Source organism: Agrobacterium leguminum, assembly GCF_015704895.1.
Lineage (GTDB): Bacteria > Pseudomonadota > Alphaproteobacteria > Rhizobiales > Rhizobiaceae > Agrobacterium > Agrobacterium leguminum.
Genome location: NZ_JADQWB010000027.1, coordinates 1 through 12,308 on the forward strand (window position 1 = coordinate 1; position 12,308 = coordinate 12,308).

The following is a 12,308-nucleotide window of genomic DNA, read 5'->3' on the forward strand; positions in this document are numbered from 1 at the left end:
AGGTCGGCTCGCCGATGGAGCTTTACCGCTCCCCCGCCAACCTCTTCGTCGCCGGCTTCATCGGCTCGCCGCGCATGAACCTGGTGACCGGCGATTATGCCCGCCAAAAAGGTGCCACCACCGCCGGCGTGCGGCCCGAGCATCTGGTGCTGTCGAAAGAAAGCGGACTGTGGCAGGGCAAGGTGACGGTGGCCGAACATCTCGGATCGGATACCTTCCTGCATCTCGAGGTCGACGGTATCGGGCCGATCACCGCTCGCACGGACGGTGAGTTCGAATGCAAACACGGCGATACCGTCTTCATTACGCCCGACGAGACAAAGATCCACAGGTTCGAAGAAAAGGGTAAGGCGATATGACGGGAAGACTGGAAGGTAAATCCGCGCTTATAACAGGTTCGGCGCGCGGCATCGGCCGCGCCTTTGCGGAGGCCTATATACGCGAGGGAGCAACCGTCGCCATTGCCGATATCGATTTCGAGCGCGCCAGCAAGACCGCCCGCGAGATCGGCGAGAACGCCTATGCCGTCGAACTCGACGTGACCAAGCAGCATTCCATCGACACCGCCATCCGCACGGTGGAAGGCCAGACGGGTGGGCTCGATATCCTTATCAACAATGCCGCGCTGTTCGATCTGGCGCCGATTGTCGAGATCAAACGCGAGAGCTACGAAAGGCTGTTTTCGATCAATGTGTCCGGCACGCTGTTCATGATGCAGGCTGCCGCAAAAACAATGATTGCTCGGGGAAAAGGCGGCAAGATCATCAACATGGCAAGCCAGGCGGGCCGGCGCGGCGAGGCCTTGGTGGCGGTTTATTGCGCCACCAAGGCCGCCGTCATCAGCCTCACCCAGTCGGCCGGGCTCGATCTCATCAGGCACGGCATCAACGTCAACGCGATTGCGCCGGGCGTGGTCGATGGCGAGCACTGGGACGGCGTCGATGCGCTGTTTGCGAAATATGAAAACCGCCCGGCCGGTGAAAAGAAGCGGCTGGTCGGGGAGGCCGTGCCCTTCGGCCGCATGGGCCGTGCCGAAGACCTGACCGGCATGGCGATCTTCCTTGCCTCCGATGAGGCACAATACATCGTCGCCCAGACCTATAATGTCGATGGCGGCAACTGGATGAGCTGAGTATCGGGCGCCTGCCGCCCGGCCTTGGCACGAACAACGTTTCCCCTCCGAGGATCGTGACATGACATGCAAACTCTCCCTCGCAACGCTTGACGACGCCAGAAAAACCGCGGCTGTTCCGGCCTATTCCCGGACCGATCTTTCCGCCGGCATCGTGCATTTCGGCGTTGGCAATTTCCACCGCGCCCATCAGGCGGTTTATCTGGATGACCTCTTCAACACCGGAACGGACCATGACTTCGCCATCATCGGCGCGGGCGTTCTGCCGTCCGATGCGGTGATGCGTGAGAAACTCGCTGCGCAGGACTTTCTGACCACGGTGGTGGAGCAGGACAATAACCGCACCGGCGCGCGCGTCACCGGGCCGATGATCGACATTCTGAAGGTTGGCGATACAAAGGCCATCATCGATACGCTCGCCGATCCGAAAATCCGCATCGTCTCAATGACGATTACCGAAGGCGGTTATTTCATCGATGCTTCCGGTTCCTTCAACCCGCAGCATCCGGCCATTGCCGAGGATGGCAAGAACCCGGCTTTGCCGAAAACCGTGTTCGGCCTCATCGTCGCCGGGCTGAAGGCGCGGCGCGACAAGGGGCTGCAACCCTTCACCGTCATGTCCTGCGACAACATTCCACATAATGGCAAGGTCACGAAAAATGCCGTGGTCGGGCTCGCGGCCCTGTCCGATCCGGCCTTTGCCAACTGGATCGGCGAAAATGTCGCTTTCCCCAACTCCATGGTCGACCGCATTACGCCTGCTACCGGCGAGCGCGAACGCAATATCGCCCGCGACGATTTCGGCATCGAGGACAATTGGCCGGTCTTCTGCGAGGAGTTCAAGCAATGGGTGATGGAGGATAATTTTCCCGCCGGTCGCCCGGCGCTCGAAAAGGCCGGCGTACAGTTTGTCAGGGACGTTGCGCCCTATGAGCACATGAAAATCCGCATCCTCAATGGCGGCCACGCGGCAATCGCCTATCCGGCGGCTTTGCTCGACATTCATTTCGTGCATGAAGCGATGGAACATCCGTTGATCCGGGCATTTCTGGCAAAGCTGGAAAATGAAGAGATCATTCCGGTCATTCCGCCGGTTCCCGATACGAATCTCGCCGATTATTTCGCCCTGATCGAGCGGCGTTTCCTCAATCCGAAGATCGGCGACACCATTCCGCGTCTGGCGCAGGACGGTTCCAACCGCCAGCCGAAATTCATCCTGCCATCCACCGTCGACCGTCTGGCGCGCGGCGAGGATATCGTCGGGCTTTCGCTGGTTTCGGCGCTGTGGTGCCGTTATTTCCAGGGCACTTCCGACAGCGGCAAGGAAATCGCCTTCAACGATGCCAGCGCCGAGCGGCTGCAAGCTGCGGCGATCAAGGCCAAGGACGATCCGATGGCCTTCCTCGCGCTTGGCGATATTTTCGGGGAGGTTGCCGAATCGGAGCTTTTCCGTAAACGCTTTGCCCATGCATTGAAGACGCTGTGGCAAGAAGGCACGGCGAAGACCTTGCAGCTTTATCTGGATGACAAGCTGGCTGAAAAGTGACTGAGAGATGGAAGACGAGACCGGGCCCCTTTTGATTTTCGACTGCGACGGCGTTCTCGTCGATAGCGAGCCGGTCTCCATCTCCGTCCTTCTCGACATGCTCTCCCATCTCGGCGTGACGATGGGGGAGGAAGAGGCCTATGAGCGCTTCCTCGGCCGCAGCGTCGCCAGCATGACGGCGACGCTGTTTGAGGATTACGGTGTCGAAACCGACATCGATTTTCTCGACCATATGCGGGCGACGCTGTTCGAGCGTTTCCGCACCGAGCTTCGGCCGATCGACGGCATTGGCGAAACGCTGGACAGGCTCCTGCCGCTGCGGCGCTGCGTCGCTTCCTCAAGCCAGCCGGAACGCATCCGTTATTCGCTGGGGCTGACCGGCCTGATCGACAAATTCGAACCGCATGTCTTCAGCGCCACGATGGTGAAGAACGGCAAGCCGGCGCCGGATCTTTTTCTTCATGCGGCGCGCGAAATGGGCGTCGAGCCGCGTCACTGCATCGTGATCGAGGACAGCCCGGCCGGCATTGCCGCGGCAAAGGCCGCGGGTATGGGTGTTTTTGCCTTTACCGGCGGTTCGCATGCGCGCTTTCCCGCATTCCGTGAAAAGATCGCCGGGCTTGGCGCGGATGCGGTGTTTGACGCGATGCCGGATTTGGTCCAACTTGTCGGTAATTATGTGGGGAAGGGCGGTTTTGACAGGCGGGCGGAACGCGATGCAGGCTGAGCGGGACTCTGCCTGCTGCCGTCGTCGCCGGGTCGTTGCGCAAGGGATGGAATTGCAGTCTTGATGCGTCAAAATCTCGTCGCTGTCGATGTCGGCACCGCCAGCGCCCGGGCCGGCATTTTCGATCCGGCCGGCCGGCTGCTTGCCCGCTCCACCCATCCGATCCTGATGCGGAGGCCGCAGGAAAACCACGCCGAGCACGATTCCACCGACATATGGAACGCGGTCTGCATCGTGGTGAGGGCGGCGCTTGCCGAGGCCGGTGTTTCGCCGCAAAGCATCGCCGCCATCGGTTTCGACGCCACCTGCTCGCTGGTCATCCGCGATGGGCGGGGTGAGCCGGTTTCGGTTTCCGTTACCGGTGAAGACCGGTTCGACACCATCGTCTGGCTCGATCATCGGGCAATCGACGAGGCCGACCGGCTGACGGCATCCGGCCACCGGGTGCTGGATTTCGCCGGCAACAGCGTCTCGCCGGAAATGCAGATGCCGAAGCTGATGTGGCTGAAGACGCATATGCCGGCAAGCTGGTCGCGCATGTCCTTCGCTTTCGATCTGGCGGATTTTTTGACGTGGAAGGCGACCGGTTCAGCGCAGCGTTCAAATTGCACGCAGACGGCGAAGTGGAATTTTCTGGCGCAGGAAAATCCCGGCTGGCAGGCGGATTATCTCGAGTTGGCGGGCCTTGCCGATTTGAGAGAGCGGGCAGGGCTGCCCGACACCACGGTAATGTCGGGGGAAAGCATCGGCCCGCTTTCGCCCGAAGCTGCCGCCGAACTGGGTCTCGATACCGGCTGCCAGGTGGCGGCGGGCATGATCGACGCCTATGCCGGCGCGCTCGGCGCATTGGGCGGCTGCCTGTCTGCGGATGTGGGCCGGCATGTGGCGCTGATCGCCGGTACATCGAGCTGCCTTGTCGCCATGTCTGAGCGGCAGATGCCCGGCCACAGCCTCTGGGGTCCCTATTGGCAGGCGATCCTGCCGGGTCACTGGCTGGTGGAGGGCGGGCAATCGGCCACCGGCGCGCTGCTCGACCATATCGTGCGCATGCATGCGGCTGGCGGTGAGCCGGATACGGCGCTGCATGCCCGCATCGTTGCGCGGGTAACGGAATTGCGCGCGCTTGAGGGCGAGGCCTTCGCCGAGCGGCTGCATGTGCTGCCGGATTTCCACGGCAACCGCTCGCCGCTTGCCGACCCGCACGCCGTCGGCGTCATCAGCGGGCTGACTTTGGATACGTCTTTCGACAGTCTCTGCCGTCTTTACTGGCGCACAGCCGTCGCCATTGCGCTCGGCGCGCGCCATGTGCTCGATGCGATGGAGCGTTTCGGTTATGCGGTGGAAAGCCTGCACGTTACCGGCGGGCATGTGAAGAACCCGCTGCTGATGGAGCTTTATGCCGATGTGACGGGCAAGCGCATCGTCGTTCCCGCCACCGCCGATGCGGTGCTGCTCGGCACGGCGATGACGGCGGCGACGGCCGGCGGGGTGCATGCGAACCTTGCGGCAGCAGGGGCCGCCATGTATCCAGGCAACGCGGAAATATCAGGCAATCCGGCGCGTGGCCCCCGTTATGAGCGGGATTATCGCCGTTTTCTCGCCATGCACCGCCATCGTCAGGAACTCGAAAGCCTTTGATTATCTAAAGGCTAATGACAGGCGTTGACGGTTGCCGCTCATTTCTTCTCCCCGCCGGGGAGAAGGTGGCCCGAAGGGCCGGATGAGGGGGAACGCCAGCGATAAAACGCACTCTAGCCCCTTCATCCCGCTGCCGCGACCTTCTCCCCGACGAGGAGAAAAAACGAGCGGTAACCACTCGATCCCTCGGCCCCGTATTGCCGCCAAACGCAATCAACTGCGCAGCGAGCGTTTCAGGGCCGTGAGGTTCTTTGCCCTTGCCCTGCCGCTGTCATCGGCGCTGGCGCCAAGCGCACAGAGGGTGAATTCCAGCAGGGAGACCAGTTGCAGCAGGCCCTGGCCGCCATTCTGCGCCTGCGGCATGGCAAGGCAGAGATCGGCGCTTTCCGGTCCCCATTCATAAAAGCGTGTGGTGATCAGCAATGTCCTGTAGCCGCTCTTGCGCGCCATTGCCGACAGGCGTTGCAGCGGCGACAGGGCGCCGCCGCAATCCATGATGACGAGCAGCGCCTGCGCGGGGTCGAAATCCCACAGGGCGACATAGGCCGCGCTGTCGCTGCCGAGATAATGGATATGGCCCCGGCTCTCCAGAAGCCGCCCGTAAAAATGCCGCCCGGCATCGAGACCTTCCGGAGAGGTTGCCAGAAAAACATTGCCCGCCGTGGCGATCTCGTTCATGGCAACCCGCCAGATCGATTGGGTGGTCATGTCGAAAGCGGTCTGGATGGCCTGAATCTGCTGCGACAGAAGCTGTGAAAACGGGTTGGAATGGCGTTCGCCGCCTTCGGCCATGGCGGGTTGGTCCGCGCCCGCCGTTTCTTCGGCATGGCGCAGATCGGCGCGGATATCGCTGAATTGCCGGTATCCCAGCGAGCGCAGGAAACGGCCGACCGTCATCGGACTGAGGCTGAGCTTGGCGGCCAGCGTCTGCGCCGTCTCGAACGGCAATTCGTCCAGATGTTCGATCAGATATTTGGCGATCTTGCGCTCTGAAGGGGTGCCTGCCTTCATGGCGCGCGTAAGGTTCAACAGCAGCTTTTCCACCAACGCCTCATTCTTTTATCTTTATTGAACGATGATGCATGCGCGCGCGCAAACGAGCGTGCGAACCGCAATTTGACGGTGGGGGATAGCTTTTCCGGCCTTGTCCTCCACCGGACCGGAATGCGAAATGTAATAGGTATATTATTATATTTTAGAGATACCTTTTATTCAAGAGAAATTCCATCTGCGGTTTAAACCCAGCCATTTGGCATCTTTCCGTCCGTCTTGCAGAGCGGGCGGGCAGCGCTTATCTCTCGTCTGGTAAGTGTGTTTCAACGCGAAAGGCGTCGAGGAGTTCCGGATGATTTTTGATGCGGCGAGGCTTGCCTTCCACAATCTCTTTGCCGCCGAAACCCGGTCGGTCTTCTGGAAGGTTCTGGGGCTCACGCTTCTCGTGCTTGCGGCGCTGTGGTTCGCCATCCGCTCGATCTTCATTTATTTCGCCCTGCCGTGGGTGGATACGCTGATCCCCGGCGTGCCGGACTGGGCGGGTTGGTTGACTTTCGTTTTCGCCATTTTCGCCGGCATCGGGCTGGCGCTGGCGCTCGCGCTGCTCATTTCGCCGGTCACCGCCGTCATTGCCGGCCTGTTTCTCGACGATGTCGCCGAAGTGGTTGAGAAAAAGAACTATCCGAACGATCCGCCGGGCAAGGCGATGCCGGTCGGCGAGGCCGTGCTGTCGTCCATCAAGTTCTTCGGGGTCGTTATTGCCGGCAACCTTGTCGCGCTGTTGCTGCTTCTGGTGCCGGGTATCAATCTCATCGCGTTTTTTCTGGTGAACGGTTATCTGCTCGGCCGGGAATTCTTCGAATTCGCGGCGATGCGTTTCCGCTCGCCCGCCGAAGCGAGGTTGTTCCGTTCAAAGCACCGCACCACCGTCTTCATGGCCGGGCTGGTGATAGCGGCCTTCCTGGCGGTGCCGTTCCTCAACCTGTTGACGCCGCTTTTTGCCGCCTCGATGATGGTGCACCTGCACAAGGCCGTCAGCCGGCGCGATCCCTCATTCGCCGCCGGCCGCACCGAACAGCTGCGCGGGTAATTCCACCAGCGGCGCTGGAATATCGAAGGTCTTTTCCGGCGATTTGCAGATATCGGCAATCACGCAGCGTTCGCATTCCGGCTTGCGCGCCTTGCAGCAATAACGCCCGTGCAGGATCAGCCAGTGATGGGCATGGAACAGATATTGTTCGGGAATGATGCGGATCAGCCGGTCTTCAACCTCGTCAGGGGTTTTGCCCGGCGCAAGACAGAGCCGGTTGGCAATGCGGAACACATGTGTATCCACCGCAAGCGTGGGCACGCCGAAGGCCATGGACATCACCACATTGGCCGTCTTGCGGCCCACACCCGGCAGCGTCACCAGCTCCTCGCGGGTTTTCGGCACCTCGCCGTCGAAATTGTCGATCAGCATCTGCGACAGGGCGATGACGTTTTTCGCCTTGTTGCGGTAAAGCCCGATGGTCTTGATATGGCCGATCAGTTCTTCCTCGCCGAGCGCCAGCATCTTTTCCGGCGTATCGGCCACCTTGAACAGCGCGCGTGTGGCCCGGTTCACGCCCACATCGGTCGCCTGCGCGGAAAGCGCCACGGCCACCAGCAGGGTGAAGGGATTGGTATGTTCCAGCTCGCCTTTCGGCTCCGGCCGCTGAATGGAAAAACGCCGGAAAATCTCGGTGAGCTCGTCCTTGGAATAGGCCGTTTTCACCCGCGCCGGCTTGCGCGCGGATGCCGGATTTGACTTTTTCAATGTTTGGGTGCTGGATCGTTTTTTGGCGACTGTCATGGACTATCTATAGCCAGCCCGCCTTGAGGAAAGCAACGTGGATACGCTCAACGACCAGCCGATTTTCGCGGCGGAACTCGTTCCGCACCGTTCGCTTGGCAGAAGGGGTTTCCGGCTGCTCCTGCTTTTCTCCGGCCTGGCCTGCCTTGTCTATGGCGGCTTTTTCCTCGCCACCGGGGCATGGCCGGTCGGCCTGTTCTTCGGGCTGGATTTCCTGCTGCTTTATGCCGCCTTCCGCGCCAATTACCGGGCGGCGAAGGCGCGGGAAGAGGTCAGCGTCTCGCGCACCAGCCTGTCGATCCGCAAATTTTCTCCGGCCGGGCGGATGGTGGAGCATCGCTTCAATCCCTTCTGGGCGCGCTTCAGGGTGAGGCGGCATGACGAGATCGGCATCGTCTCCATGCATGTGACGGGCGAGGGGCGGGCGACCGATATCGGTTCGTTTCTCAACCCGGATGACCGGGAAAGTTTCGCGAAGGCGTTTGGCGGTGCGCTGGCGACTGTGCGGCGGCGGATGTGAACGGATAGTCCCGCTCACTATCCGTCATTCCGGCTCAGGGCCGGTATGACGGTAGAAACGGAGCACGGCGCAAGAAACGGGTGGAGACGAAGTCGCTTTAATGGTTTTCTCTTACCCGTTAGGAGATTTGCGATGAACGCCAATATTACGCTGAACGAAGACATCACCCCCATCGGAACGGATTACGACACGGTGCGCGGGGTTATCGAGCTTTTGACGCTGGATTATCGCGAGCAGCCCTCCCTCGAAGCCATTGCCGCAGAGCTCGGCCAGTCGCCGACGCAATTGCAGAAGACCTTCACCCGCTGGGCCGGCCTTTCGCCCAAGGCATTCCTGCAGGCCGTAACGCTCGATCATGCCAAGAGGTTGTTGCGCGAAGAGGATTTGCCGCTGCTGGAAACCTCGATCGAGGTCGGCATGTCTGGCCCCGGACGCCTGCATGATCTGTTCGTCACCCATGAGGCCATGTCGCCCGGCGAATGGAAGGCCAAGGGCGGTGGGCTGACGATCCGTTACGGTTTCCACACCTCGCCCTTCGGGCTTGCGCTGGTCATGGTGACAGATCGTGGCCTTGCCGGCTGCGCCTTTGCCGATCCGGGTGAGGAAAGGGCCTGTTTCGAGGACATGGCCGGCCGCTGGCCAAATGCGGAATATCTCGAGGATCGCGAAGCGACGGCGCCCTATGCCGCGCGCATCTTCGATCCGTCCATGTGGTCGGCGGACAGGCCGTTGCGCGTCGTGCTGCTTGGCACGGATTTTCAGGTGCGGGTCTGGGAAAGTCTCCTGAAAATCCCGATGGGCCGCGCGGTTACCTATTCGCACATCGCCTGCGATATCGGCCAGCCTACCGCGTCGCGTGCGGTTGGTGCGGCGGTCGGCGCCAACCCGGTGTCCTTCGTCGTTCCCTGCCATCGCGCCGTCGGCAAAAGCGGGGCTCTGACGGGGTATCACTGGGGCCTGACCCGCAAGCGGGCTATGCTCGGCTGGGAAACGGGGAAGGTGTGAGGCGAGGCTTGGATTGTCTTTGCCGATCTGCCTGGGATCGGTTATTCTTGGCCCATGAAAAGCACGATTGAACTTCCCGACGATCTTAAACACCGGCTGGATATCTTGGCCGAGCGCTCGAACTCGACTCCAAGCCGCATCATAGAAGATGCGCTTTCTCATGGACGTTCTCTCGCATGGCAGGAGAAATGGACGAGCGGCGTGAGGGCAGGGTTGGCGGAGGCCGATGCCGGGGAGTTTGTTACTGAAGAAGAGATCAACGTCGTTCTGAATAAATATGCCAAGGCCTGAAACGCGTGCGGTTGGTTTGGACGCGGCGTTATCTCCGGGAGCTTGATGCTATAGGCGACTATATCGCTGAGCGTAATCCGCGTGCGGCAGTAAAAGTCGTTAGGGCAATTCACCAGACGACGGCACGTCTTTTATCCGATAATCCTCATTTAGGACGCAGTGGCGAAATCGAAGGGACTAGGGAGCTGGTTATTTCCGGCCTGCCCTACATCGTCGCCTATCGCGTGACGGAGCAACAGGTCGAAATCCTGTTCGTGCAACATGCCGCCCGCGAATGGCCCGACGAAGCCTAAACCAGCTCCATCAATGCTCGCGCCGCCGCCTCATCTGTTATCAGCGTATTGCACCCGATCCGCTTGATCGTGGCCCGGATGGCGATGGCGCGATGGGCGCCGCCGGAGGCCAGCACGATGTGTTTGGCCTTGCGCAGCGTATCGAGATCGATTGCCATGGCGCGCTGATTGATCGGATGATCGACCGAGCGGCCTTCGGCATCGATGAAATTGAACATGGTATCGCAGACGCAGCCGGCATCGATGAGTTCCCGAAGTGTCTCCTTCGAAATGAAACCCTCCGACAGCGAGGTCGAATGAGGGCCGATATCGCCGCAGGAGACGATGGCGAGATCGAGCGTTTCGGCGAGATCGTAAAGCGTCGCAAGCCCGCATTTTTCGATCAGCGCCCGTTTGGTCTCAACCGAATCCACCAGGAGCGGCGCAAGGAACATGTAACATTCCGCCCCGAGCGCGCTCGCCAGCCGCCAGGTGTAATCGAGCGGGTTGGTCTGGTGCACGGCGACGATGCCGCCGAGCAGCGAGACGACCTTGCAATTTTCCCGGCGCGGCGGGCGGAAGCTGGAAAGCGAAGCGGTCATGGTGCGGCCCCAGCCGACGCCGATGGTGGCCTCGTTCGGCACCGCTTCGGAAAGGAATTGCCCGAGCGCCAGCCCGACCGCTTTGGCCGTGCCTTCGGCGTTCGCCTTGTCCGGGGATGGGCCGGGGGAAGGGATGATCACCGCCTCGTCCAGCCCATAAGCTGCCTCCAGTTGGCCGGCCAGCTCGACGAAATCCTCGATGCCTTCGTTGATCCATATCTGCACTTCGGAGCGCTTCATCGCCTCGTCCAGCAGGCGGATGACGGTGGAGCGGCTGATGCCGAGTTTTTCCGCGACGTCTTTCTGCGTCATGCCCTGATTATAATAGAGCCATGCGGCGCGCAGCCTCAGCGAAGCCGCTTCCGAATAGGCCGTATGGGTTTCTCTTCTCAGTTTCGCCACGGTTTCCGCCATTCTTTATGTTTGGGGAGTATCGCAGGCGTGAAACTTATGTCAATTGCGATGCGCAAATGTCTTGACTTTCGACCTTGCCGCTTGCGATAGTCGGAGCCGGACAAACCGCGATTTCGGCCTTGGGCGCACCCTTGGTGCGGGAACGAAATGACGGCAGAGCAAGTTTTCAAGAGATCATGAAGGATCATTCGATATGACGTCCAAACTCGAACAACTTCGCGCCATCACCACGGTCGTTGCCGATACCGGCGATATCGAGGCGGTTGCGCGCCTGAAGCCGGTGGATTGCACCACCAACCCGACCATCGTTCTGAAGGCTCTCGGTACACCGGCCTTTGCCGATGCGGTGAAGGAAGCCGTCGCATGGGGCAAGAAGCAGGGCGGCCAGTCCGACGCCGTGGTTGCCGCCGTTGCCGATCGTCTCGCCATTTCCGTGGGCGCAGCCCTTGCCGGCCTCGTTCCCGGCCGTGTGTCGACCGAAGTCGATGCCGACCTTTCCTTCGATACGCAAGCCTCCATCACCAAGGCGCGCCACATCATTGCCGCCTATAAGGAGCGCGGTATCGAGCGTGAACGCATCCTCATCAAGCTCGCCTCCACCTGGGAAGGCATCAAGGCTGCCGAGGTTCTCCAGTCCGAAGGTATCGACTGCAACCTGACGCTGCTCTTCTCCCAGGCACAGGCGATTGCCTGCGCCGAAGCCAAGGTCTTCCTCATCTCGCCCTTCGTCGGCCGTATTCTCGACTGGTACAAGAAGTCGACCGGTGAGACCTACACCGCCGAAACCGATCCGGGCGTCGTTTCGGTGCGCAGCATCTACAATTATTACAAGGCCAATGGCATCAGCACCGTCGTCATGGGCGCCTCCTTCCGCAATGTCGGCGAAATCGAAGCACTGGCCGGTTGCGACCGCCTGACGATCAGCCCGGCGCTGCTGGAAGAGCTGGACAAGGACAGCGGCAAGCTGGAGCGCAAGCTTTCGCCCGACAATATCAAGGCAGAGCCGCTGCAGTCGCTCGATGAGAAGGCATTCCGCTGGGCGCTTAACGAAGACGCGATGGCCACCGAGAAGCTCTCGGAGGGCATCCGCCTCTTCGCCAAGGATCTGGTGACGCTGCGCGAGATGGTCCGCAAGGAACTGACGCTGGCCGCCGCTTAAGGGGTGGAGCCAAGGCGTCCGGTTACCTTGCCACACACGTGACGTCATCCTCGGGCTTGTCCCGAGGATTTATTCACGTTGCGTGAAATCAATCGGTTGCAGATCCTCGGGACAAGCCCGAGGATGACGAAAAAGGGGAGGTCGCCTCCTCGTCTTTAACGTCGGCGGAACATTT

Annotated in this window: 14 protein-coding genes; 11 read left to right on the forward strand and 3 right to left on the reverse strand. The window is 60.8% G+C overall.

The features are described 5' to 3' along the window. The 5 genes from I3J13_RS24065 to I3J13_RS24085 all read left to right on the forward strand — a co-directional run. The coding region (locus I3J13_RS24065) for a TOBE domain-containing protein (RefSeq protein WP_196380511.1) at window positions 1-359 on the forward strand (359 nt) is incomplete at its 5' end. Next, window positions 356-1,132, forward strand: coding sequence for an L-iditol 2-dehydrogenase (locus tag I3J13_RS24070; RefSeq protein WP_035228271.1), 777 nt, complete (start codon window positions 356-358; stop codon window positions 1,130-1,132). The genes I3J13_RS24065 and I3J13_RS24070, both read left to right, overlap by 4 nt. A 61-nt stretch (window positions 1,133-1,193) precedes the next feature. Beyond that, window positions 1,194-2,678: a mannitol dehydrogenase family protein gene (locus I3J13_RS24075; RefSeq protein ID WP_196380512.1), complete on the forward strand. Its 1,485-nt coding sequence runs from the start codon at window positions 1,194-1,196 to the stop codon at window positions 2,676-2,678. 7 nt (window positions 2,679-2,685) lie between these two features. Then, window positions 2,686-3,405, forward strand: coding sequence for an HAD family hydrolase (locus tag I3J13_RS24080; RefSeq protein ID WP_196380513.1), 720 nt, complete (start codon window positions 2,686-2,688; stop codon window positions 3,403-3,405). Window positions 3,406-3,468: 63 nt separating this feature from the next. After that, window positions 3,469-5,043: an FGGY-family carbohydrate kinase gene (locus I3J13_RS24085; RefSeq protein WP_196380528.1), complete on the forward strand. Its 1,575-nt coding sequence runs from the start codon at window positions 3,469-3,471 to the stop codon at window positions 5,041-5,043. A 213-nt stretch (window positions 5,044-5,256) separates the two neighbouring features. Here the strand turns inward: I3J13_RS24085 and I3J13_RS24090 are convergent, their stop codons facing one another. Further along, on the reverse strand, window positions 5,257-6,090 hold the full coding sequence (locus tag I3J13_RS24090; protein ID WP_125146079.1) for a MurR/RpiR family transcriptional regulator: 834 nt from the start codon (window positions 6,088-6,090) through the stop codon (window positions 5,257-5,259). Window positions 6,091-6,388: 298 nt separating this feature from the next. Here I3J13_RS24090 and I3J13_RS24095 point away from each other — a divergent pair, with 298 nt between their 5' ends. Beyond that, window positions 6,389-7,126, forward strand: a complete 738-nt coding sequence (locus I3J13_RS24095) for a sulfate transporter family protein (protein ID WP_080853583.1) — start codon at window positions 6,389-6,391, stop codon at window positions 7,124-7,126. Here I3J13_RS24095 and nth read toward each other — a convergent pair. Next, window positions 7,088-7,870, reverse strand: a complete 783-nt coding sequence (gene nth / locus I3J13_RS24100) for an endonuclease III (RefSeq protein WP_196380514.1) — start codon at window positions 7,868-7,870, stop codon at window positions 7,088-7,090. The two genes, I3J13_RS24095 and nth, sit on opposite strands and share 39 nt — an antisense overlap. Window positions 7,871-7,907: 37 nt before the next feature. On the opposite strand from nth, the gene I3J13_RS24105 reads away from it, so the two are divergent. The 4 genes from I3J13_RS24105 to I3J13_RS24120 all read left to right on the forward strand — a co-directional run bounded on the left by I3J13_RS24105 (window position 7,908) and on the right by I3J13_RS24120 (window position 9,979). After that, complete coding sequence (locus I3J13_RS24105; RefSeq protein ID WP_003523126.1) at window positions 7,908-8,390, forward strand: DUF2244 domain-containing protein; 483 nt, start codon at window positions 7,908-7,910, stop codon at window positions 8,388-8,390. A gap of 132 nt (window positions 8,391-8,522) precedes the next feature. Beyond that, window positions 8,523-9,395 (forward strand): methylated-DNA--[protein]-cysteine S-methyltransferase, encoded by an 873-nt coding sequence (locus I3J13_RS24110; protein WP_059759534.1) that lies wholly within the window; start codon window positions 8,523-8,525, stop codon window positions 9,393-9,395. Window positions 9,396-9,449: 54 nt separating this feature from the next. Continuing rightward, window positions 9,450-9,686 (forward strand): CopG family ribbon-helix-helix protein, encoded by a 237-nt coding sequence (locus I3J13_RS24115; RefSeq protein ID WP_035228253.1) that lies wholly within the window; start codon window positions 9,450-9,452, stop codon window positions 9,684-9,686. Between the two features lie 5 nt (window positions 9,687-9,691). Further along, window positions 9,692-9,979 (forward strand): type II toxin-antitoxin system RelE/ParE family toxin, encoded by a 288-nt coding sequence (locus I3J13_RS24120; RefSeq protein ID WP_059759532.1) that lies wholly within the window; start codon window positions 9,692-9,694, stop codon window positions 9,977-9,979. On the opposite strand, the gene I3J13_RS24125 is transcribed toward I3J13_RS24120, so the two are convergent. Then, window positions 9,976-10,974: a sugar-binding transcriptional regulator gene (locus tag I3J13_RS24125; protein ID WP_196380515.1), complete on the reverse strand. Its 999-nt coding sequence runs from the start codon at window positions 10,972-10,974 to the stop codon at window positions 9,976-9,978. The genes I3J13_RS24120 and I3J13_RS24125 overlap by 4 nt on opposite strands. A 193-nt stretch (window positions 10,975-11,167) precedes the next feature. Here I3J13_RS24125 and tal point away from each other — a divergent pair, with 193 nt between their 5' ends. Beyond that, on the forward strand, window positions 11,168-12,133 hold the full coding sequence (gene tal / locus I3J13_RS24130) for a transaldolase (RefSeq protein WP_003523123.1): 966 nt from the start codon (window positions 11,168-11,170) through the stop codon (window positions 12,131-12,133). Window positions 12,134-12,308: the final 175 nt, after the last annotated feature.

Bases quoted from the DNA above. Each gene is read 5' to 3' on its own strand.
- I3J13_RS24070 (WP_035228271.1), top strand. From the start codon at position 356: ATGACGGGAAGACTGGAAGGTAAATCCGCGCTTATAACAGGTTCGGCG.
- I3J13_RS24075 (WP_196380512.1), top strand. From the start codon at position 1,194: ATGACATGCAAACTCTCCCTCGCAACGCTTGACGACGCCAGAAAAACC.
- I3J13_RS24080 (WP_196380513.1), top strand. From the start codon at position 2,686: ATGGAAGACGAGACCGGGCCCCTTTTGATTTTCGACTGCGACGGCGTT.
- I3J13_RS24085 (WP_196380528.1), top strand. From the start codon at position 3,469: ATGCGTCAAAATCTCGTCGCTGTCGATGTCGGCACCGCCAGCGCCCGG.
- I3J13_RS24095 (WP_080853583.1), top strand. From the start codon at position 6,389: ATGATTTTTGATGCGGCGAGGCTTGCCTTCCACAATCTCTTTGCCGCC.
- nth (WP_196380514.1), bottom strand. From the start codon at position 7,870: ATGACAGTCGCCAAAAAACGATCCAGCACCCAAACATTGAAAAAGTCA.
- I3J13_RS24110 (WP_059759534.1), top strand. From the start codon at position 8,523: ATGAACGCCAATATTACGCTGAACGAAGACATCACCCCCATCGGAACG.
- I3J13_RS24115 (WP_035228253.1), top strand. From the start codon at position 9,450: ATGAAAAGCACGATTGAACTTCCCGACGATCTTAAACACCGGCTGGAT.
- I3J13_RS24125 (WP_196380515.1), bottom strand. From the start codon at position 10,974: ATGGCGGAAACCGTGGCGAAACTGAGAAGAGAAACCCATACGGCCTAT.
- tal (WP_003523123.1), top strand. From the start codon at position 11,168: ATGACGTCCAAACTCGAACAACTTCGCGCCATCACCACGGTCGTTGCC.